Source organism: Nocardia sp. NPDC057663 (assembly GCF_042799895.1).
Taxonomy (GTDB): domain Bacteria; phylum Actinomycetota; class Actinomycetes; order Mycobacteriales; family Mycobacteriaceae; genus Nocardia.
On record NZ_JBHVHX010000009.1, the window covers coordinates 115,905 to 136,576 of the forward strand.

The window sequence follows — 20,672 nt, forward strand, 5'->3', positions numbered from 1 at the left end:
CGGGTGTGTTTCCTGCGGGCGCGGTGGTCGAGCGGGCGCTGGCGGCGTCGAAGGCCGACGAGGCGATCGTCATCGTCACCGACGCGCACGAGGCGTCGCTGCGGTGGGCCGGTAACTCGATGACCACCAACGGTTCCTCGGTGTCGCGGGACTGGGCGGTGATCTCGGTGTTCCGCGACGGCCCGAACTCCGCGCGCGTCGGCAGCATCAGCTCCACCAGCGTCGACCCGGCCGACATCGAGGCCGTGGTGCGCGCGAGCGAGGAGGCCGCCCGCACGGCGACCCCGGCCCGCGACGCGATGCCGCTGCTCGAGCCCACCGACGACGACACCGCCACCTGGGATCACGCGCCCGGCGCCACCGAGATCGACGTGTTCGCCGGTCTGGCCCGTGACCTGTCGACCGGTTTCGACGGCACCGACCGCCTCTACGGTTTCGCCCACCACCAGCTGCACACGACCTGGCTGGGCACGTCCACCGGCATCCGCCGCCGGTACAGCCAGCCCACGGGATCGGTGGAGATCAACGGGAAGCGCGGCGAGGGCAGCGATCTCGCGAGTGCCTGGGTGGGTGTCGGCACCGCCGATTTCACCGATATCGACACCCCCGGTCTGCTCGCCGAGCTGTCCCGGCGACTGGACTGGTCGGCCACCCGCGTCGATCTGCCCGCGGGCCGCTACGAGACGCTGCTGCCGCCGTCTGCCGTCGCCGACCTGATGATCTACCTGGCCTGGACCATGGAGGGCCGCGGCGCGCACGAAGGCCACACCGCGTTCTCCCGCGCGGGTGGCACCCGGATCGGTGAGCGGCTCAGCGACATTCCGCTCACGCTCTACTCCGACCCGAACGCGAGCGGCCTGGAATACCGGCCCTTCGTGGCGACCCCGTCGTCGTCGGAGTCGCTGTCGGTCTTCGACAACGGCCTGTCCGCTCGGCGCGTCGACTGGATCGGCTCCGGTGTGATCGAGTCCCTGGTCTATCCGCGCGCCACCGCCGCCGAATTCGCCGCTCCCGCCACCCTTCCCGGCGAGAACCTGCTCCTCACCGGCGGCACCGACGCATCGCTGGACGACATGATCGCCCGCACCGAACGCGGCCTCCTGCTGACCTGCCTCTGGTACATCCGCGAGGTCGACCCGGCCACCCTCCTGCTGACCGGGCTCACCCGCGACGGCGTCTACCTGGTCGAGGACGGCCGGGTCACCGCCGCGGTCAACAACTTCCGCTTCAACGAGAGTCCCCTCGACCTCCTGCGCCGCGTCGCCGAGGCAGGCGCCACCGAGATCACCCTCCCCCGCGAGTGGAAAGACTGGTTCACCCGCACCGCCATGCCGCCGTTGCGCATCCCCGATTTCCACATGTCCTCGGTGAGCCAGGCGACCTGATTCGAGCGGTCGTCCACAACGCCTGCCGGTCAACATAACCCGGCCGATTTCCGCGCGCGCGAGACAGGCGGAAAACCCTCGGGCGCGGTCGCGTGACGGCTAAAGTGTCGTCGTCATCGCGGCGAGGGGGCAGGTGTTGGACGCGCGAAATCATCAGGGAAAGTTCGGCACCGACTACATCCGGGTTCTCGCGTCGGCTGCCGGTTTGATGTGGTCGCAGGACGATGTCGACCTCGACGGTGTCGACCTGTGCCTCAAGCTGCCTGGCCGGACACCGGCGGGTTTCTCGCCGCGGATCGAAGTGCAGGTCAAGACCGTCTCCAAGCCCGAGATCAGGCACGGATTCCTCAACTTCGACGGCCTCGACCGCACGCAGTACAACAAGCTCGCGGGCACCGGCTTCCAGGTGCCCCGCTACCTGCTGATCGTCCATGTGCCCGGGAGCGACCGCGAGTACACCGACCTCAGCACCGCGGGCTTGCTGCTGCGCCACATCGGGTATTACCTGTCGCTGCACGACCATCCGGTCGTGCCGGACACCGATCGGCGCCGGCACATCAGGGTGAAGGTCCCGGTGAGCAACATCCTGACGGTCGAGAGCCTGCACGCACTCGTCCTCGATACCGCCGTGCTCAGCACCCGGTAGCGCCCGATGACGACGTCCACACCCCGCATCGATGACGTGGTCGCCTATCTGCGTGCCCACGACTGGGTGGTCACCGGTCGATGGCGAGCCGCCGACGTCTGGACCCGCGGCGAATTCGATGTGCTGGTCCCCGCTGACGACACCCTGACCGACGCCCCGATCCGGCTACGCGAACTGATCCGCTGCGTCGCCGAGGCCGAAGGCCTGTCCCCCCGCACCATCTGGCGTGACATCACCTCCCCGGCTGCCGACACCGTCACCTATCGACCGGCGGATACCGACGGGACGGTGGTCCTGTCCGACGGGGCTCGCGCGGTCACCGCGTTGCGGGATCTCGTGACCTACTGTGCGCGCGACGTGGCAACCGGATCCCCGGGACGTGCCCCGGATTCGGGTCCGGCGCAGATACGGTCGCTGCTGCGCCGGACCCGCCTGGTGCCGTGCACAGAGTCGTTCGGATTCGACGTCGCGCTTCCGGTCGACGACGGCGATTCGATCGGGCGGCGCACCGCCTTGCGGATCCTGCACAGCTCGACCGCCGCGGCGCACGCCGTCCACGCCTGCGACGATGAACGAGCGTTCGCCAGGCTGCTCGGGCGTGACCTCGACGAAAGAACAGGTATCGCACTGGCGGATTTGGCCGGCGGGGCCGAGGGTTCAGCGTTCGAGCTGGGATTCCGCTGGTCGCGATTCGCACCGCGGAACGACGAATCGGTGTCGTTTCCGCCGGGCACAGGGCACCGCATCCGGGCCGGGATCGAGACCGCCGAGAGCTACGAACTGGTTGGCGCTCCCCTTCCGGAGGAACTTCTCGGTGCGGTCGCGGCAGCCGCACCGAGAGACGCCGTCGGCATCGTCGAAGGCCCGGTGATCGGCCTGTCCGACGACGAACACGGCGACCGCTGGGTGATCAAGGTGCGCGGTCTCCTACATGTCGACGGTGTAGCGGCCGGGCGCCTGCGGCCGATCACCGTGCACCTGGACAACGCGCAGGACTATCAGGCCGCGCTGTCCGCGCATCGCAACGGCCTGCGCGTGCGTGCCGAGGGCGTTGTCGTCACGGCAGGCCGCACCCGCGAAATGACATCGACGGCACGGGGATTCACCGTGCTCGACCCACCGCAGATGTAGATGTGAAGGACACCGAACACCTATGACCGACGACCGATTGACCGCGATCGAGCGCTACGTCCTGCTCGTCCTGATGGCGGAAGCGCGCGAACTCACCAACGCCGAGCTGCACGCTGTCGCGGGAATCAAGCTCGACGGCAAGCCGCGCCGGCACCTCAACGACCTCGGCCTGGTCACGAGCACCATGGTCGGCAGAGCTTTCGTGCACGAGCTCACCGATCGCGGAACAGTGTGGTGCACCGAGGAACTCACGCGGGAACGCCCCGCACACTCGGGCAGCGCGGGTGGCGCCCTCTATGCCGTCCTCGCGGGCCTGCGCCGCCACCTCGACGAGTCCGGGCACACGCTCGCCGATGTCTTCCGCCCGAATGTCGCCGGTCAGGTCGAGGCCGCGTATACCGAACTGTCGCGCGGCAAAGGCACGCCGGTCCGGCTGGCGATCCTGCGCGACCGGCTCGACGGTGTGCCCACGGACGAGTTCGACCGGGCGCTGGGTCTGCTCGCTCGCCGTGAAGGCGTGCACGTCCGGTCCGAAGCCGACCAGAAAACGCTCACCGCCGAAGACGCCGATGCCGCTGTCGTGCTCGCGGGCACGGCCCGACATCTCCTCACGATCGAGGTGCCACAGTGAACGACGAGCACCACCACGCCCTCGCCTCGATCCAGTTCAGCAGCGTCCTCAGCCCCGACGAGATCTGGGGCCCGCTGAACCATCATGTCGACGGGCTGCATCCACGGGCTGTCCAGGCGATCACCCGCGCGGTCGACAACGCCGTGCGCCAGCCGACCGGATCACCGACCGGGCTGGTGCTCAGCGGCGAGAAGGGCGTCGGCAAGACGCACATGCTGGGCTGGTTGCGTCAGCACGTGCACGAACGCGACGGCTGGTTCTTCATGCCGAAACTGGTGGACGGGATGTCGTTCTGGGCGGGCGCGGTCCACGGCATCGTGAACCGGCTGCTCGGGTCCGAAAGTGGACAGCTTCGCCCCATGCTGGGCGCGCTGGCCGACCGGGCCGGTTGCGGGCCGGAGTTGCGCATGCGCCTGTGCGGCATGCTCGAGGTCAGCCGCGCCGATCTCGACACCTTCCTCGAGCGGATCGCGGCCCTCGACGAACAAGTCGCGGTCGACTGCGCAGACACACTGCGTGCGTTGGTGCTCTATCGCGGTCGCGGCCGGTCGCGGGATATCGGGCACGCGTTCCTGGTCCTGGACGAGGGTATCGATCCGGCCGAGGTCGACGCGTGGGGATTCGGGCGCGGCCACCGCGACCCGCAGTTGAAGTTCGGAGATCTGACCCGGCTGTTCGCGCTCACCGGTCCGGTCGTGTTGGCGATCGATCAGATCGACACCGTGATCGCTCAATCCGCCGACACCGACGAGGATCTGCTGGCCAACCGGCTCGCCGACGCGCTGGTCCGGATGCGGGAGGAAACCACTCGCACCCTCATCGTGGTGGCCTGCATTCCGCGTTCCTGGGAGCTGCTGGCGACCCGCTCGGTGAACTCGACCGCCGACCGGTTCACCGTGCTCGAACTGTCGACCGCCATGCCCGGCGCCGCGGTCGCCACGGCGATCGTCGAACGTCACCTCGGTGGGGTGTACGGCGAGATCGGTTTCGCACCGCCCTATCCCACCTGGCCCGTACTGCCGAGCGCATTCGACCGGACCGAAGTCACCGGCTTCACCCCCCGCCGGCTGTTGCAGCGAGTGGAAGAGCATGTGCGCCAGTGCCTCGACGCCGACACGGCGACCGAAATGGTCGAGTTCGTCACGACCACAGCCGATCCGGTCGCACGGCGGGTCGCCCCCACATCGAGTGAGCTCGCCGTCTTCGACAAGCGCTTCGCACAAGCCAGAGCCGAGGCCGATGTCGCGGCGCCGCTGGATCCCGACCGCGAAGACACCCTGATGTACCCGCTGCTGTACGCGGCACTGCGCAGCTATGTGCTCGAGCAGAACGGCGGCGGCGCCACCCTGAATGTCGACACCCCGTCCGGTGTCACGTCGGCACTGCACGCTCGACTGCGCCGGACCATCGACGAGGCCACCGAGGACGAGGAACACTGGAGTTTCCGCGCGATCGCCCATCCCCACCCACGCGCGGTGCAAACCCGGCTGCGCTCTGCCGTGCTGGAAGCCGGGATCACCCCGGGCAGTACCCGGCGACGCCTGGTGGTGTTGCGCAACACTCCGTTCTCCCGTGGTCCGGTGACCGTCGCGCAGCTGGCCGAGCTCGAGGCCGCGCACGGGGTGGCGTTGCCGATCTCCGAGGACGATCTGCGCACCTTCTCCGCGCTGGAATCGATGTTCGCCGATGGGCAGCCGGGATTCCTGTCGTGGCTGGAACACCGACGGCCGGCGAGCAATTCGCCACTGCTCACGCGGGTGTTGCCGGGGCCTGACGACGGCGGGCCGGCCACCGGTATCGATGAGCCGACCAGCAACCCACTCCCCGGCGACCCGATGCCACGTGCAGGGGGTCCGGAGCCGGGCGATCCAGGCCCCGGCGAGCTGGCGCCAGGCGATCAAGACCCCGATGACCCTGCGCGCCACGATCCGGCGGACAGCGGCGAGTCGGCCGGATCGGGCGATCGGGCCGACCTCCCGCACGACCAGACTCCGCCGGACGGACCCGCCGTGTACCTGGGTCGAGACACGGTCAGCGGCAAGGACTTCCGGGTCCCCTTGCTGCTCTTGCGCAAGCACACCGCGGTCTTCGCCGGCTCCGGTTCGGGAAAGACGGTGCTGCTGCGCCGCCTCGTCGAGGAAGCCGCCCTGCACGGCGTCTCGTCCATCCTGATCGACACCAACAACGACCTGGCCCGCCTCGGCGACGCCTGGCCGTCGCCACCGGGCACCTGGAGCGCAGGCGATCGCGACCGGGCACAGCGCTACCTCGACGGCACCGATGTGGTGGTCTGGACCCCGCGCCGCGAAGCAGGGCGCCCACTCGCCCTGAACCCACTCCCCGACTTCAGCGTGGTGCGCGAGGATCCGGACGAATTCCGCACCTCGATCGACGCTTCGGTCGCCGGTCTCGTACCGCGCACCGGGCTCACCCCGCGCAAGGAAGCGACCGGCCGGGCGGTGCTGACGGAGGCGATGACCCACTTCGCCCGCGGCGGTGGCAGCGACCTCGGCGAGTTCGTCACCCTGCTGGCGACACTGCCCGACGGAGTGAGCACCATCAGGAACGCCCTGGCACTGGCCCAGAGCATGGCCGAGGAACTCAAGGCGGCGATGATCAACGACCCCCTGTTCGGCGGGGCCGGTGAGCATCTCGATCCGAGCCTGCTGTTCACCCCGGCGAACGGGAAACGCGCCCGCGTGTCGGTGATCAGCTGTATCGGCCTGCCCACCGACGCGCAGCGCCAGACCTTCGTCAATCAGCTGCAGCTGGCCCTGTTCGCGTGGATCAAACGCAATCCGGCCGGCGACCGCCCACTGGGCGGGCTGCTCGTCCTCGACGAGGCGCAGACCTTCGTCCCGTCCCGCGGCACCACCGCGTCGTCGGAGAGCACACTGAAACTGGCCACCCAGGCCCGCAAGTACGGGCTCGGCATGGTGTACGCGACGCAGGCGCCCAAGGCCTTGCACAACCTGGTCACCGGCAATGCCGCGACGCAGCTGATCGGGCTGCTCAACGCGTCGATCCAGATCCAGGCGGCCACCGAGCTCGCCCGGGCGAAAGGTGGCCGCGTGGAAGACATCTCGCGCCTGCCCGCCGGGCGGTTCTATGCCGCCACCGAGGGCACCGGGTTCGGGAAGATCCAGGTGCCGATGTGCCTGAGCCACCATCCGAACAGCGCACTCACCGAGGACGAGGTACTCGGGCGGGCACGTCGCTGACGTGCCCGCCCTGGTTCTGGTTCAGACGCGCTGAGCCCGTCTACGCGGGATCAGGGCTCACACCTCTCCGGCGACGAGAGCACCACTCTCCGCGATATGCAGGATCGCATCGGCGCCGTCGATGGTTTCCTGGTCGAGGGGGAAATAGCTCGGGTCCGAGGTCGGGCCGGTAGGCGTGGCGGTCATACCGGCGGCGGGGAACAGGTCCCACGTTATGGTGCGGTGCTGAGGTCCGGGCTTGGCCGGCTCGTTGTCGGCAAGACCGGACGAGCCGGTCCCGAGGCTGCCTGCGAGGAAAGTGAAGCGGTTGCCGAACAGCGCGCTGAGGATGGCGCCTGCGCCGTACCACTGCAGGGTCATCCCGGCCATCGCCATGGTGCTGAGGTTGCGCTGCAGGTGCACGTTGTGTCCGTAGAGCAGGGTGGGGCCGCGCTGGGCTTCGATGTCACGAATGTCGCGGATGTTCTCGGTCATGAGGACGTCGCGGGTGGCGAGCAGGCCGGAGATCCGGGTGGTCTCGTCGACGCGGCGCGCGGACTGGCGATGGTAGCGCAGCACACCGAGGGCGGCGGTGAGATGGACTGCCGCCCTGCGCCATTCGGCCTCGGAGGTCGCGGGAATCAACTCGGGTGCGCGGGCATAGAGGGTGTTGAGCAGGTCGTCGGCGAGCGCCTGCAGTCGCCGCGCTTCCTCGGTGTCGCCGGGCGACATCGCCGGGTCGAGGATCGCTTCGTCGCGATGCCAGCGTTCGTCGTCGCCGGCGAGGTCGGCGATATCCGTCTCGAGTCGCAGGTAGTCGCGGGCGAATTCGAGATAGCGGCGGGGACTGGGGGCGCTGGTGTTGTCGAGCGGTGCGTCGAAGCCGTAGAAGGCCACCTGCTCGGCCGGTGGCCTGTTCTCGTTGTAGCCACGCATCCAGACGACCAGTTCGCGGTTCGCGGCCAGGTCACCGAAATGCGAGAAGCCGGTGCGCATCACCTCGTCGATGTCGCCGATGCCGTACCGGACGTAGTCGTCGACCGTGAGGGCGGCGACCCGATCGGATTCGAGGGCGATGGAACGGAAGCCGTGCTCGACGAGTTGGGCGAACAGCGCGTTGCGGAGAAGGGGGAAGGCGGGTTCCTGATGCGTCGGCTCACCGAACGCGAGGAGCTCACACGTGGACGGAACGAAGTCGCGAATGTTCTGGCTCATGTGCCTCAATCGTATCGTTGAACATTCGGTTGAGGCTTCTGCTAGGTCAGCGGCGAATCAGGGGCGTAAAGTCTCCAAGTCGTGGGAGAGATGCGACCCTCGGACCTGGCGCGCGAGCACGGGATCTCGACGCAAGCGGTCCGCAATTACGAACAGGCGGGGTACCTCCCCGGCGCCGAGCGCACTCCGAGCGGCTACCGGATCTACACCGAAGTTCACGCCGCGGCACTGCGTGCCTACCTCGCCCTGATCCCCGCCTACGGCCATGCCGCGAGCGGCCGCATCATGCAGGCCGTCAACGACGGCGAACTCGACGACGCGCTGGCCGTCATCGACGAAGGTCACCACCAGCTGCTCCGCGATCGCGACACCCTCGACACGGTCGGCAAGGCGATCACGCACCTGACCGCCGAGTCCCCCACACCCCGCGCGAACGAACCCCGAACCATCGGCGAACTCGCCCACCTGCTCCGCGTCACCCCCGCGACGCTGCGCACCTGGGAAGCCGCTCGAATACTCACGCCCCCACGTGATCCCGCCACCGGATACCGCCGCTACGGCCCCGACGACATCCGCGACGCCGAGCTCGCCCACCTGCTCCGCCGCGGCGGCTACCCCCTGCACCGCATCGCCCTCGTCGTCGAGCAGATCCGCGACGCCGGTGGCACCGATGCGGTGAGCCGAGCCCTGGACGACTGGCGAGAACGCCTCACCACCCGGGGCCTGGCCATGCTCGACGCGGCCGCCCACCTCGGCCGCTACCTAGGACTTATCTCCTGAATCGGGTTTCCCGGATTTGCCCGGTTGGCCGGAACATATTGGATGCGGACGAGCCACGCTGGTACTGTAATCGTCGCCACATGAAGCGAATTCAGTTGTTTCGACAATGTGACCATCCTGACCGGTTCGATGAGCCGTTGATTCATTATTTGCCGCGGAGTCGGGAATTCTGCGTTTTCGGTGTCGGAATTGCACATGATGCCCCCGGGAACACCTCACCACAGGAGCGTCGCCGCATGCAGCTCGCTATGTCCCGTGACGACCGTGAACGATTCCTCGCCGCCCCCCGCGTCGGCGTTCTGAGTGTCACAGATCCCAGAGGTGGCGACCGTGGCCCACTCGTCGTACCGGTCTGGTACGGCTACGAGCCCGGAGGTGAGATCGTCGTCGAGACGGGGCGGGAGACGATCAAGGCCCAGTTGCTGCGTGCTGCCAGGCGATTCAGCCTGTGTGTGCAGGACGAGCGGCGGCCGTACCGGTATGTCAGCGTCGAGGGGCCGGTCACCGCCGTCGAGGACCCGATCGATCCCGCGGTGCGGGCGACACTGGCCGAGCGCTATCTGGACCCCGACGAGGCGCGCGCCTATCTGGCGGCGACCGCGTACCAGCTCGAGCACGACATCGCCGTCCGCATGCGCCCCCAGCGCTGGCGCACCGCCGACTTCGCCGCCTTCGCGGCCGGATTCGCGGAAGTCGGCGCCGATGCGGGTCACGACGCCCGTACCGGCTGAACCGCACACCGCACGCACCGAGCAACCGAAGCCGTACGAACGGAGAAGGACTTGGTGACCTACATCGACGGTTCGTCCTACCCGCGCACCGCATCCAGGGCGCCGGCCGTTCCGGTCTATCCCCGCGACGCACGCATACCGGAGTTGTTCGAGGCGCAAGCCGCCGCCCGGCCGGACGCGCCGGCGGCCCGGCACGGAGAGCGCAGCCTGACCTACGGGCAGCTCGCCGCCCAGGCCAAGACCCTGGCGGCACGGTTGCGCGCCCGGGGCGTCGAGCCGGGCGAGCTGGTGGGCGTGTGCGGGAGCCGCTCGCTGGACGCGCTGGTTGCGCTGCTCGGCATCCTCGAGGCGGGCTGCGCGTACGTACCGCTCGACGAGGACCTGCCGTCGGCCCGGTTGCGGGCCATGGCCGAGGACGCCGGGCTGCGGGCCGCCGTCATCCTCCCCGGCAGCACTCGCCGGATGCGTGGCCTGCGCGTGAGCATCGGACTCACCGGCGACACGACGGGCGGGGAGATCCCCGCCCCGCAGCCGCGGCACGCCTCCGCCGCCGACTGCGCCTACGTCGTGTTCACCTCCGGCACAACCGGTCGCCCCAAGCCGGTGGCCATACCGCACCGGGGTGTGGTCCGGCTCGTCCTGTCCGATCACCGGCTGCCGTCGCCCGGACCGGGCGACCGGGTCCTGCACGCCTACGGCCTGTCCTCCGACGCCTCGACGATCGAGATCTGGGGCGCGCTGCTCACCGGCGCGTGCCTGGTCATCGCGGACCGGGAGGAGCTGCTCTCGCCCACCGCCCTGGCGGAGTTGTTCCGCGCGCAGGACGTGACGGTCGCGTACCTGACGACGAGCGTCTTCCATCTCGTCGCCCGCACTCGCCCGGAGACGCTGGCCGGGCTGCGTTTCGTCTCGGCAGGCGGGGAGGCGATGGACCCGCTCCTGGCGAATGCCGTACTGGCGGCCTGCCCGGACACCACCGTGGTCAACTTCTATGGTCCGACCGAGAATTCGGTGGTCTCCACCGCCCACGTACTGGATCCGCTGCCCGCGGACGCCACGCACGTCCCCCTCGGACTTCCCTTCGGCGCATCCACCTGCCACGTCGTGCGGCCCGACGGCTCGGTCGCGGCACCGGGCGAAGAGGGCGAGCTCTACGTCGGCGGGGACGGGCTGGCCCTGGGCTACCTCGGCGACCCGCAACTGACCGCCGAGCGGTTCGTGCGGCTGCCCGCGGTGGAACCGGGCGGACTGCTGTACCGGACCGGCGACCGGGCGGTGTGGACCGGGGGTCTCCTGGAGTTCCGTGGGCGGCTGGATCGCCAGGTGAAGCTACGCGGCGCGCGCATCGAACTCGACGAGGTGGAGGTCCGGTTGCGGGCGCACCCGGCGGTCGGCGAGGCCGTAGCCGAGGCCGAGGACGGTGCGCTGACCGCCTACGTCACTGCCGCAAGGCCGGGTCGCCCACTGCCGCTGCCGGAGCTGCGCGCGTACTGCGCGCAGTGGCTGCCGCCGCAGGCCGTCCCGGTGCTGGTGCCCCTGGACCAACTCCCGGTAACCAGCGGCGGCAAGGTGGATCGCACAAGGCTGCGGGCCGCCGCCGGCGCGGAGACGGCGGAGCAGGCTGCGGTCGATGGCCTGCTCGGCGTCCTCACCAAGGTGTGGCACCAGGTGCTGCGCGTGCGCCCCGCGCCGCGCGACGACTTCTTCCTCCTCGGCGGCGACTCCCTGCTCGCCTCCGAGACGGTCACCCGCACCCTCGCCATCCTGAACCTCGACGCCGCCTGTGGCTCCGGCCTGATCAGGGCGCTGCTGGCCGCACCCACCCTGGCGGGCTTCGCGGCTGCGGTGGACGAAGCGCGCGGGGGCGCCATGGCCGCGACGGAGCAGCTCGTCGACTTCGAGAAAGAGACCGAGCTCGGCTTCGACCTCCCGCCGGCCCAGCGCCCCGCCCCGCGCCCGCACGCCCCGCGGGAGGTGCTGCTCACGGGCGCCTCGGGGTTCGTCGGCGCCTTCCTGCTGGACCGGCTGCTGCGTTCGACGACGGCGCGCGTCCATTGTCCGGTGCGGGCGGCCGACCGGCCACGCGCCGAGCAGCGGGTGCGCACCGCGCTCGCCCGCTATGGGCTGCGTCCGGACGAGGCCGCGTGGCGCCGGGTGGAATGCTTCCCCGGCGACCTGACCGAACCCAGGCTCGGCCTGTCGGAGGCGCACGCCGACGGGCTGGCACGCACCCTGGATCTGGTGGTGCACAACGGCGCTCACGTCAACTTCCTCTATCCGTACGAGCAGTTGCGCGCAGCGAACGTAGGCGGTACCAGGGAGATAGTCCGGATCGCGGCACCGCGGCGGGTGCCGGTGCACTTCATCTCGACGGTCGCCGTTGTGGCCGGGTTCGGCGCGGCCGGGGTCCGCCAGGTCGCCGAGGATCTCCCGCTGGCGCACGCGGACGGGCTCACCATGGGGTACGCGGAGAGCAAGTGGGTCGCCGAGGGCGTACTGCGACAGGCGGCGGAGCGAGGTCTGCCGGTTGCGGTGTACCGGCCGTACGAGGTGATGGGTGACCGGACGCACGGTGTGTGCAACACCGACACAGCTATCTGCTCGCTGTTCAAGACCATCGCCGAGACCGGGCTCGCCCCCGACATCGAGCTGCCCATGGACTTCATGCCGGTGGACCACCTCGCCGAGTCCGTCGTCTACATCGCCACCCACCGGCCGGCCGAGGGCCGCGTCCACCATCTCACCAACCCGCGCCCGGCCATGCTGTCGCACGTTCTGGCCCGGATGCGTGCCGCCGGCTTCATGCTGCGGACGCTGCCGTATGCGCAGTGGGTCGACGCACTGGTGCGCCATGTCGCCGAGTGCCCGACAAGCGCCACAGCCCCTTTCGTGTCCCTGTGCGTCGACCGCAGCCGCACCGCCGACATGACCGTCAAGGAGATGTACCTCGAGGACACGTTCCCGGTGCTGGGGCGGGTCAACACCGAGGCGGCGCTGTCCGGCAGCGGACTGCACTGTCCGCCGGTCGATTCCGCCCTGCTGGACCGCTACCTGGAATACCTGCTCACCTCCGGCTACCTTGCCCGCCCCGCCGCCGAGTATTCGGTGACCAGCCGATGAGCGACGTCGACGCCCTCGACGCAGTCCCGGCCGTCGAGCCCGGCACCGCCGGACCGCCGTGCGCCTACGCCCGGCTGCGCATCGAAAAACCCGTCGTCCGAACGCGATTGCCCAACGGCGAGACAGGCTGGCTGCTCAGCCGGTACGCCGATGTGCGTGCCGCGTTCGCCGATCCCCGGCTCGAGCGGCCGCTGCTGTCCGCCTGGCCGGCGCGCGACGGGGAAACCGCGCCGCCACCGTGCCTGCCGACGTTTCTGGAAATGACCGGCGAACACCACGAGCGGGTGCGGCGCGCGGTCCTGCCGCTGTTCGGCCGACGGCGGCTGGAGTTCATGGAGCCGCGGATCCGGGCGATGGCCATGGAACTGATCGACACGATGGTGGCGGGGGCGGTGGACGGTACGGCGGATCTCGTCGCCTCCTACGTCGAGCCGCTGCCGCTGCGGGTGCTGTGCGAGACCACCGGGTTGCCGCACGAGGACCGCGACATCTATCTGCCGCACACCCTCACCCTCCTCGGCGCGTCGGGGGTACCGATGGCGGAGGTGCTGGCGGCCCTGTACGCGCTCCAGGATTACGCGACCGCGCTCATCTCCCGCAAGGAGCAGGAGGGGCCGGGCGAGGACTACGTCCGCCTGCTGCTCGCCCGAAGCCGTTCCCCGGACAGCGATCTGACCCGCGACGACGTCGTCAGCTTCGTCGTCACGATGCTCATGGCCGGCTACAAGACCACCATGCAGCACACCGGCAACGCCCTGCTCGCCCTGCTCACCCACCCCGACGCGCTGCGCCGACTGCGCGCGGAACCGTCCGGGATCGGCACGGCGGTGGAGGAGTTGCTGCGGTACGTGCCGCTGATGAACGCGATCAACATCCTCGTCGCGAAGGAGGACTTCACGCTGCACGGCCGGCACATTCGCGCCGGTGACGCGGTCGTCCCGGTGCCGGCGTCGGCCAACCGCGATCCCCGGGCGTTCGCCGAGCCGGACCGCCTCGACCTGACCCGGTCGCCCAACGCACACGTCGCGTTCGGGCACGGCCCGCACGCCTGCACCGGCGGGCACCTGACGCGGCTGCAGCTCGCCACCGCGATCCAGGTGCTGCTGGAGCGGCTGCCCGGCATCGAGCTCGCGGTGCCGGTCGATTCGATTCCCTGGGACGAGTCGACCCCGCTGCGCGCCCCGGCACAGCTGCCTGTGCGCTGGTGAACGGCGCGAACGAACCGTCTACGACTTCGACAGAAGAGAGGCCTGCACCCCGTGACCGAACCCGACCGAGGAAGTCCTGTGGGAAGCGTCGATTCCCGCTATCCGTTCAGCACCAAAGGCGACCGTCTCGCCCCCGAACTCACCGACTTGCAGCGCCGGTGCCCCGTGGCCAGGGTCGGCACCAACTCCGGTGGCGAGGCGTGGCTGGTCACCAGCTACGAGCTGACCAAGCACGTGCTGCGGGACCGGGCGTTCGCCCGCTCCGTGCTGGCCGAGGCCGACAGTCCGGCGCAGGACGCCCCGATCCTGGCACCCGAGCTGCTGGACGCGATGAACCACCTCCACCGGGCCGGGCTGCGCGACGAGGTGCTCCGAGCGCTCGGCCGCAACCAGCCCGATCTACCCGCCGACTGGGTCGCCGGGATCACCGCGGCGGGCCTCGACGCCATGGTCCGGGAGGGCCCGGCGGGCGATCTGCAACAGCACTTCGCGGAATGGGTTGCCGCGCAGTGCCTGTGCCGGCTCCTCGGCCTGCCCTTCGCGGACCACAGGTGGCTCGCCGAACGAGCCGATATCGACCTGACGATGGTGACGTATTCCGAGGAGGAGCTCGCCCGCAACTGGGCCGGGATCCGCACCTACATGCAGGAGCACATGGCCGCCCGCCGCCCCGGCGAGCCGCGCGGCCTGGCGGACCGCCTCGCCGATCTCAACGCCCGGCAGCACGGGCTGACGGATCAGCAGTTGTCGAACATCGTCGCGGTCCTGTTCGTCAGCGGCTACGAGGATTTCGCGAGCTTCCTGGGGGTCGCGGCGCTCAACCTGCTCCAGCGGCCCGAGGCGATCGGCGCGGTGCGTGCCCGACCGGAGACGATGCCGCAGTGCGTGGAGGAGTTGCTGCGGTGCAGCGTCGTCCTGGGCAATGCGATCCCGCGCTACGTCACCCGGGACGCGGAGCTGGGTTCGGTGACTGTCGCCGAAGGCGACCTGGTGCTGCTGTCGCTGGACGCGGTCAACGTCGACCCGACCGCGTTCGCCGATCCCGGCATCTTCGACCCGACCCGCACGCCCAACCCGCATCTGCGCTTCGGTTACGGTCGGCACCACTGTCCCGGTGCGCATCTGGTCCGCCGCCAGTCCGACACCGCATTCCGGGTCCTGCTCGACCGTCTGCCCGGCATTCGGCCGGCGGTGCCGATGGCGGAGGTGCCCTGGCATCCGCACCGGATGGCGATCATGCCCGCCGAAATCCTGGTCGATTGGTGAATATTTCGGCCTACTTCCAAAAATTAATTCATCCAGGGGAGTTGACCGAATTCGGCATCGTGTTTAAAGTACTTGCTGCAAGTACGCAGGTCTCCGAGATGTAGTACACGACTACAAATTTGAGGAGCACAAATGCGATTCATCAAGACCAGTGCATTCGCTGTCGCTTTTGCCGCCGTATCGGTTTTCGGCGCGGGAATGGCACAAGCCGCCCCCGCCGCCCCTATTGCCCCCGCTGCCCCGATTGCCCCCGCTGCCCCGGCTGCTCCCGCCGCCCCGGCTGCTCCCGCGGCGCCGGTTGCCCCCGCGGCCCCGGTTGCCCCCGCGGTCCCGGTTGCCCCCGCGGCCCCCGCCTCCGCCCCGGCAGCCGTCGAAGTAACCGAGGATCTCATCGGTTGCGCCCTGGCTGCCGATGCGAGTGGTGAAACACTCGCGGAATTGCACGAGGGTTTCGGCGAGACCATCGAACTCACCGCGGTAGCAGAAGCCGAACTCACGGCGGGTGACTGTCTCTAGCCGTCTCGATTTCGCGCAGGTAGGTCCGGCCACCGGAGCACGGTGGCCGGACCTACCCGTTTCCTCGCCGTCAACAGCCCTCCGGCACGCTCACACGCGCTCGAGTACCGCCGAGGCGCCGATCCCGCCCGCGGCGCAGATGCCCAGCAGCGCGGTCTCTTTCCCGGTCCGCGCCAGCTCGTTGGCCATGGTCGTCACCATGCGAGCGCCGGTCGCGCCGAAGGGGTGGCCCAGCGAGATCGACCCACCGTGCACGTTCAGCTTGTCGATGTCGACGGAGCCGACGGCCTCGTCCCGGTCGAGCCGGGTCTTGGCCCATTCCGGGCTCTCCAGCATCCGCAGCACCGACAGCGTCTGCGCCGCGAACGCCTCGTGGATGTCGACGAGGTCGATATCGGCCAGCGTCAGACCCGCCTTGTCGAGGGCACGCGGCATCGAGATCGCGGGACCGATGAGGACCTGGTCGGCCGGGTCGACGCTGACGAAGCTCCACGAACGCAACGCCGCCAGCGGGGTGAACCCGAGGGCGCGCGCCTTCTCCTCGCTCATGAGCAGCACCGCGGCGGCGCCGTCGGTGAGCGGGCTGGCATTGCCCGCGGTGACCGTGCCGCCCTTGTCGAACACCGGATTCAGGGTGGCGAGCTTGTCGACGCTGGTATTCGCGCGGACCAGCCCGTCGGTGTCGATCCGCAGGCCCGACGGCGTCGTCACCGGCACGACCTCGTCGTCGAAACGGCCCGAGGCGATGGCCGCCGCGGCACGATGGTGCGAGCGGGCGGCGAATTCGTCCTGGTCGGCGCGGGTGATGCCGTTGATCCTGGCCATCTTCTCCGCCGACTCGCCCATCACCTCGCCGGTGGTGCGTTCGGAGATCTTCGGCTGGCGCGGCAGGATGTCGGTGAACGGCGCGAGCTGGCGGACCACGTCGAGGTAGTCCTTCGGCTTCGGTGTGCCCAGCGCCACCGGAGCCACCGCGTGCACGACCTTCTGCGGGAGTTTGATCTCGGCATTGCTGGTGGAATCGCTGCCACCGGCGATCATGATGTCGTACTCGCCGCGTTCGATCGCCGCCGCCGCCGAGGTGACCGCCTGCAGGCCCGACGCGCACGCCCGGGTCACCGTGTAGCCCTCGCACCCGAAGTCCAGGTTCAGGTCGAGCGCCACCTCCCGCGCGATGTTCGGGGCATGGCTCGGCAGGATGACGCCACCCCAGACGATGGACTGGATCTCACCGGGCGCGATACCGGTGCGCTCGAGCAGACCCCGGACCGCCGCACCGGCGAGGGCGATGCTGTCGAGGCGGGTGAAGTCGGTGAACGCGCGCACGAACGGGGTGCGCGCGCCCGCGACGACAACGGCGCGGGTGCGTTTCTCGGCCATGTGAGTCCCTTCGGAAGTTCCGCTGAGCCCACGGTATCCGATACCGTCGGTACTGGATACTGGTTCGAGGTAACCCGGTAGGTCAGGCCGGCGTGATCTCGATGCCGATGGTGCCCGCCTTGCCGCGGCGCAGGTTGCTGCCGAGGATGAGCAGCGGCGCGGTCAGCCAGTACTTGCGGCGCAGCCAGGAGCGCACCTGCTCGGTCTCGGTGGCGTCGAGCAGTCGCGCGGTACCACCGGCAGTGGCACCGTGTGCCTTGCCGCGCGCGTCACAGGGTTGCACCGTCACCTCGGGATTGCGGCGGATCCGCTTGACCTTCCAGCTGTCGGTGACCGTCCAGACGAACAGCTTGTCGTCGTGGGCGACGGCCCACACCGGTGTGCCCACCGGTGAGCCGTCTTTGCGGAAGGTGGTGAGCAGCACGAAGTTCGCGGTCTGCAGTTCGCCGAGGCGGTTCGTCATGCTCGCAGCCTAGCGGCCGAACGAGTTATGGGCGCTCCCGCGAAAGTCTTCCTAACCTCGGAGCCGGACGACTCACTCATTTTCCGGAAGGGCTACCGATGACTGACACCGCCGTGCCGACGCTGTGGATCGGCGACCTGCCGAGCACCCTCGACTTCTACCGTGCGCTCGGCTACACCGTCACCTACGAGCAGACCCGGCCCTATGTCTACGGCGCGGTGGAAGGGCACGGGTGCGCGCTGCACTTCGCGCCCGCACCGCCCGGGATCGAACTGCCCACCGAGCATGTGGGTGCGCTGCTGTTCGTCGACGACGTCGCCGCCCGCCACGCCGAGTGCACGGCGGCATTGCGCGCGCACTACGGGAAGGTCCCCGTCAAAGGCTTTCCGCGGATCACCCGGTACCGGCCCGGCCAGTCCCGGTTCTCCCTGGTCGATCCGGTCGGCAACACCCTGCTCGTGATTCAGCGCGACGAGCCCATGGAGCTCGAATACGGCGGCTCGCGTGAGCTCGACGGTCTGGCGCGGGTGCTCGACAATGCCCGCATCCTGCGCGATTTCAAGAACGACGACCGCGCCGCGACCCGCGCCGTGGAAGCGGGCCTGCGTCGTTTCGGCGCCACCGCGACATCCGTCGACCGGGCCCGCGCCTACGCCGCGCTTGCCGAATTAGCGGTCGCGACAGCGGATTCCGATCGGCTCGCGCATTGGAAGGCCGAACTCGAGGCCGTCGAGCTCACCCCGGACGAGCACGCCGCGCTGTCCGCCGATGCCGCCGCGTCCGAGTTGCTCGCGACCTGGCTGACCGCCACCACACCCGGCTGAGTGCGCACCGCGGAGCCGGGCGGCGGTTAGGCTTCGGCCATGCACCGACGCTCCGGCCCGCGGGTGATCCGCTGTCTCGCAACCGCTCTCGCCGCTGTCGCGCTGACCGGCCTCGGCCCGATCGCCCCGGCGCAGGCCGAGGCGGGGTGCGCCGAGGGCTGGCAGGCCGACATCATTGCCGCCGATCTCGGCGGTGTGGAGAACCTCGAGTACGACGGCGCGGGCGGCTTCTATGTCACCGGCATCGTCGACGGCGAACTCCTGCACGTCGACGGCGACGGCACGGTCACCACGATCCTCACCGGCCTGGACGCCCCCGCCGGGCTCCGATTGTCCGGCGACATCCTCTATTTCATCACCGGCGACGGCACCACCCCCCAGGGCGGCGGCACCCTCCGCCGGCTCCACCTCCCGACCGGCGAAGTCACCGTATTGCTGCCCGACCTGGTCCAGCCCAACGGCCTGCTCCTGCTCCCCGACGGCGACCTGCTCATCTCCCAGCTGTCGATCCCGTGGCCGCCGGTCGGCATCAGCCGCTACCGCCCCGCCACCGGCGAATTCACCCTCGCCTGGTCCCCGGTCCCCCGCCCCAACGGCCTCGCCCTCGCCCCCGACCGGCAAGCGGTCTTCACCGAAGACGTGGCCGCCTCCCAGATCCTGCGCGTCCCCCTCGACGCACCGCACACTCCCACCACGGTGGCCACCATTCCCGACGGCCTGCTCCCCGGACTCGACGACCTCGACGCCACCGCCGCCGGCCTGGCCTTCGTCGCCGGCGACTACTCCGGCAGCGTCTACCAGGTCGACACCACCACCGGCCACTGGTGCACCATCGCCAACGGCTGGACCACACCGCGCGGCCTCCTCCCGGAGCGCCCCCCGATCGGCCCCACCTCCGCCCGCATCGCTCCCGACGGCCACCGCTGGGCCCTCTTCGTCACCAGCATCGACGGCACCCTGCGCCGCCTCCGCCCACCCGCGAACATCGACCTGACCCCACCACTCCCGCGCTGACGGAAGCGGTCATCGCCAGGCACGCATCGACGGCGGCGAAGTCCGCATCCGCGATGTCGTGCCCGGTCGAGCAGTGACCACCCCGTGGAGAGTGGCCTTGCTGACGAATCAGCCACGGCGGCAACGGTAGTAGCACCGGTCGGCGTTGTGCTCGGGAAGATCTCAACGCTGGAACGGCGGGGATGGTCGTGATGGACTAGCGGATTCGCCCATCGAAGGAGGGAGTCGGCGTGCAATCGGCACCGGAGTGGTCGCAGCAGCGGGGGTTCGGGATCAGGGTGGAGTGGGGGCGGACGGGGGCGGCCGCGATCGGGGTGGGGGCTGTTTGTGTGGTGGTGGTCGACGTCCTGTCTTTCACCACCTCGGTGTCGGTGGCGGTCGGTGCGGGCACTGCGGTGTTTCCGTATCGGTGGCGGGACGAGTCGGCGCGGGAGTTCGCCGACCGTCACGATGCGGCACTTGCCGTCGGGAGGCGTCAGGTCGGTACCGCGCAGCCGTGGTCCCTGTCGCCCGCCGCGATCCGCCGCGCACCGTTCACCGAACGCTTGGTTCTCCCCTCCCCCAACGGTTCCGCCATCGCGGCCGGTGTTTCCGACGCGACCGTGGTCGCGGCGTGCCTGCGTAACTACCGCGCCGTCGCGGATTGGCTGATCGCCCGGAATTGGGGCACATCCACCCATCCGATCGCGATCGTCCCGGCGGGCGAGCAATGGCCGGGTACCGAGGTTGTCCGGCCCGCGGTGGAGGACTGGCTCGGTGCGGGCGCACTCGCCGCCGCTCTCCTCGACCGCGGAGCCACGGATCCATCACCCGAAGCGCGTTCCGCGGCAACCACTTTCACATCCATCGCGGACGTTCCCGCCCTGATCGCCACCTGCGCGTCCGGCCGTGAGCTCGCCGCCATCGGCTTCGCCGAGGATGTCGCCCTCGCGACGGACCTCGACGCCGATCGAACCGTTCCGATCCTCGTCGACGGGGTATTCACCGCCCAGCGACCGTCCTGACCGACGCTGCGGAACACCAACATTCGCGTCGGCCAGGACGCCAGCGGCGTGGGGGGGGGGGGGGGGGGGCCCCCCCGCCCGCGGCCCGAGCGAGGGGCGCGGCGCGGGCGGGGGACGCACGCGCAGCCCCCACCAAACACCCCGGGGGGGGGGGACAG

General features: G+C 69.8%; 17 protein-coding genes. 14 read left to right on the top strand and 3 right to left on the bottom strand.

What is annotated here, in order from left to right; all coding sequences use genetic code 11:
• The first annotated feature begins 5 nt into the window (after nt 1-5).
• The 5 genes from ACFVAV_RS20655 (at nt 6) to ACFVAV_RS20675 (ending at nt 7,014) form a co-directional block, all read left to right on the top strand.
• The gene (locus tag ACFVAV_RS20655; RefSeq protein ID WP_379036740.1) at nt 6-1,385 is read left to right on the top strand and encodes a metallopeptidase TldD-related protein; all 1,380 of its coding nucleotides are present in this window, start codon (nt 6-8) and stop codon (nt 1,383-1,385) included.
• A 133-nt stretch (nt 1,386-1,518) separates the two neighbouring features.
• A complete protein-coding gene (locus tag ACFVAV_RS20660; RefSeq protein ID WP_379036603.1) occupies nt 1,519-2,031 on the top strand; it encodes a DUF4365 domain-containing protein in 513 nt (170 codons plus the stop codon).
• 6 nt (nt 2,032-2,037) lie between these two features.
• Entirely contained in the window at nt 2,038-3,162 is a 1,125-nt protein-coding gene (locus ACFVAV_RS20665; RefSeq protein WP_379036604.1) for a hypothetical protein, read from the top strand.
• Between the two features lie 22 nt (nt 3,163-3,184).
• On the top strand, nt 3,185-3,793 hold the full coding sequence (locus ACFVAV_RS20670; RefSeq protein WP_379036605.1) for a hypothetical protein: 609 nt from the start codon (nt 3,185-3,187) through the stop codon (nt 3,791-3,793).
• Nucleotides 3,790-7,014, top strand: coding sequence for an AAA family ATPase (locus tag ACFVAV_RS20675; RefSeq protein WP_379036606.1), 3,225 nt, complete (start codon nt 3,790-3,792; stop codon nt 7,012-7,014). The genes ACFVAV_RS20670 and ACFVAV_RS20675 overlap by 4 nt, the downstream gene beginning before the upstream one ends.
• A gap of 57 nt (nt 7,015-7,071) precedes the next feature.
• On the opposite strand, the gene ACFVAV_RS20680 is transcribed toward ACFVAV_RS20675, so the two are convergent.
• Nucleotides 7,072-8,208, bottom strand: a complete 1,137-nt coding sequence (locus ACFVAV_RS20680; protein ID WP_379036607.1) for an erythromycin esterase family protein — start codon at nt 8,206-8,208, stop codon at nt 7,072-7,074.
• Nucleotides 8,209-8,298: 90 nt separating this feature from the next.
• On the opposite strand from ACFVAV_RS20680, the gene ACFVAV_RS20685 reads away from it, so the two are divergent.
• The 6 genes from ACFVAV_RS20685 to ACFVAV_RS20710 all read left to right on the top strand — a co-directional run bounded on the left by ACFVAV_RS20685 (nt 8,299) and on the right by ACFVAV_RS20710 (nt 15,829).
• On the top strand, nt 8,299-8,988 hold the full coding sequence (locus ACFVAV_RS20685) for a TioE family transcriptional regulator (RefSeq protein WP_379036609.1): 690 nt from the start codon (nt 8,299-8,301) through the stop codon (nt 8,986-8,988).
• A 236-nt stretch (nt 8,989-9,224) separates the two neighbouring features.
• The gene (locus tag ACFVAV_RS20690) at nt 9,225-9,719 is read left to right on the top strand and encodes a pyridoxamine 5'-phosphate oxidase family protein (RefSeq protein WP_379036610.1); all 495 of its coding nucleotides are present in this window, start codon (nt 9,225-9,227) and stop codon (nt 9,717-9,719) included.
• Nucleotides 9,720-9,773: 54 nt separating this feature from the next.
• Complete coding sequence (locus ACFVAV_RS20695; RefSeq protein ID WP_379036611.1) at nt 9,774-12,839, top strand: amino acid adenylation domain-containing protein; 3,066 nt, start codon at nt 9,774-9,776, stop codon at nt 12,837-12,839.
• Nucleotides 12,836-14,047, top strand: a complete 1,212-nt coding sequence (locus tag ACFVAV_RS20700; RefSeq protein ID WP_379036612.1) for a cytochrome P450 — start codon at nt 12,836-12,838, stop codon at nt 14,045-14,047. The genes ACFVAV_RS20695 and ACFVAV_RS20700 overlap by 4 nt, the downstream gene beginning before the upstream one ends.
• A gap of 78 nt (nt 14,048-14,125) precedes the next feature.
• The gene (locus ACFVAV_RS20705) at nt 14,126-15,313 is read left to right on the top strand and encodes a cytochrome P450 (RefSeq protein ID WP_379036614.1); all 1,188 of its coding nucleotides are present in this window, start codon (nt 14,126-14,128) and stop codon (nt 15,311-15,313) included.
• 132 nt (nt 15,314-15,445) lie between these two features.
• Nucleotides 15,446-15,829, top strand: coding sequence for a hypothetical protein (locus tag ACFVAV_RS20710; protein WP_379036615.1), 384 nt, complete (start codon nt 15,446-15,448; stop codon nt 15,827-15,829).
• 90 nt (nt 15,830-15,919) lie between these two features.
• Here the strand turns inward: ACFVAV_RS20710 and ACFVAV_RS20715 are convergent, their stop codons facing one another.
• Together ACFVAV_RS20715 and ACFVAV_RS20720 are read right to left on the bottom strand one after the other, a co-directional pair.
• Complete coding sequence (locus ACFVAV_RS20715; RefSeq protein WP_379036616.1) at nt 15,920-17,209, bottom strand: acetyl-CoA C-acyltransferase; 1,290 nt, start codon at nt 17,207-17,209, stop codon at nt 15,920-15,922.
• Nucleotides 17,210-17,291: 82 nt separating this feature from the next.
• Nucleotides 17,292-17,672, bottom strand: coding sequence for a PPOX class F420-dependent oxidoreductase (locus tag ACFVAV_RS20720; RefSeq protein ID WP_379036617.1), 381 nt, complete (start codon nt 17,670-17,672; stop codon nt 17,292-17,294).
• A gap of 98 nt (nt 17,673-17,770) precedes the next feature.
• On the opposite strand from ACFVAV_RS20720, the gene ACFVAV_RS20725 reads away from it, so the two are divergent.
• The 3 genes from ACFVAV_RS20725 (at nt 17,771) to ACFVAV_RS20735 (ending at nt 20,514) form a co-directional block, all read left to right on the top strand.
• Nucleotides 17,771-18,496 carry a glyoxalase gene (locus ACFVAV_RS20725; RefSeq protein ID WP_379036618.1) on the top strand — a complete coding sequence of 242 codons (726 nt, stop codon included), beginning with the start codon at nt 17,771-17,773 and terminating at the stop codon, nt 18,494-18,496.
• A gap of 39 nt (nt 18,497-18,535) precedes the next feature.
• A complete protein-coding gene (locus ACFVAV_RS20730; protein WP_379036619.1) occupies nt 18,536-19,510 on the top strand; it encodes a hypothetical protein in 975 nt (324 codons plus the stop codon).
• Between the two features lie 230 nt (nt 19,511-19,740).
• Nucleotides 19,741-20,514 carry a 2-phosphosulfolactate phosphatase gene (locus ACFVAV_RS20735; protein ID WP_379036620.1) on the top strand — a complete coding sequence of 258 codons (774 nt, stop codon included), beginning with the start codon at nt 19,741-19,743 and terminating at the stop codon, nt 20,512-20,514.
• Nucleotides 20,515-20,672 lie beyond the last annotated feature (158 nt).

Bases quoted from the DNA above. Each gene is read 5' to 3' on its own strand.
- ACFVAV_RS20720 (WP_379036617.1), bottom strand. From the start codon at position 17,672: ATGACGAACCGCCTCGGCGAACTGCAGACCGCGAACTTCGTGCTGCTC.
- ACFVAV_RS20725 (WP_379036618.1), top strand. From the start codon at position 17,771: ATGACTGACACCGCCGTGCCGACGCTGTGGATCGGCGACCTGCCGAGC.
- ACFVAV_RS20665 (WP_379036604.1), top strand. From the start codon at position 2,038: ATGACGACGTCCACACCCCGCATCGATGACGTGGTCGCCTATCTGCGT.
- ACFVAV_RS20670 (WP_379036605.1), top strand. From the start codon at position 3,185: ATGACCGACGACCGATTGACCGCGATCGAGCGCTACGTCCTGCTCGTC.
- ACFVAV_RS20710 (WP_379036615.1), top strand. From the start codon at position 15,446: ATGCGATTCATCAAGACCAGTGCATTCGCTGTCGCTTTTGCCGCCGTA.
- ACFVAV_RS20685 (WP_379036609.1), top strand. From the start codon at position 8,299: ATGCGACCCTCGGACCTGGCGCGCGAGCACGGGATCTCGACGCAAGCG.
- ACFVAV_RS20715 (WP_379036616.1), bottom strand. From the start codon at position 17,209: ATGGCCGAGAAACGCACCCGCGCCGTTGTCGTCGCGGGCGCGCGCACC.
- ACFVAV_RS20690 (WP_379036610.1), top strand. From the start codon at position 9,225: ATGCAGCTCGCTATGTCCCGTGACGACCGTGAACGATTCCTCGCCGCC.
- ACFVAV_RS20680 (WP_379036607.1), bottom strand. From the start codon at position 8,208: ATGAGCCAGAACATTCGCGACTTCGTTCCGTCCACGTGTGAGCTCCTC.
- ACFVAV_RS20700 (WP_379036612.1), top strand. From the start codon at position 12,836: ATGAGCGACGTCGACGCCCTCGACGCAGTCCCGGCCGTCGAGCCCGGC.
- ACFVAV_RS20730 (WP_379036619.1), top strand. From the start codon at position 18,536: ATGCACCGACGCTCCGGCCCGCGGGTGATCCGCTGTCTCGCAACCGCT.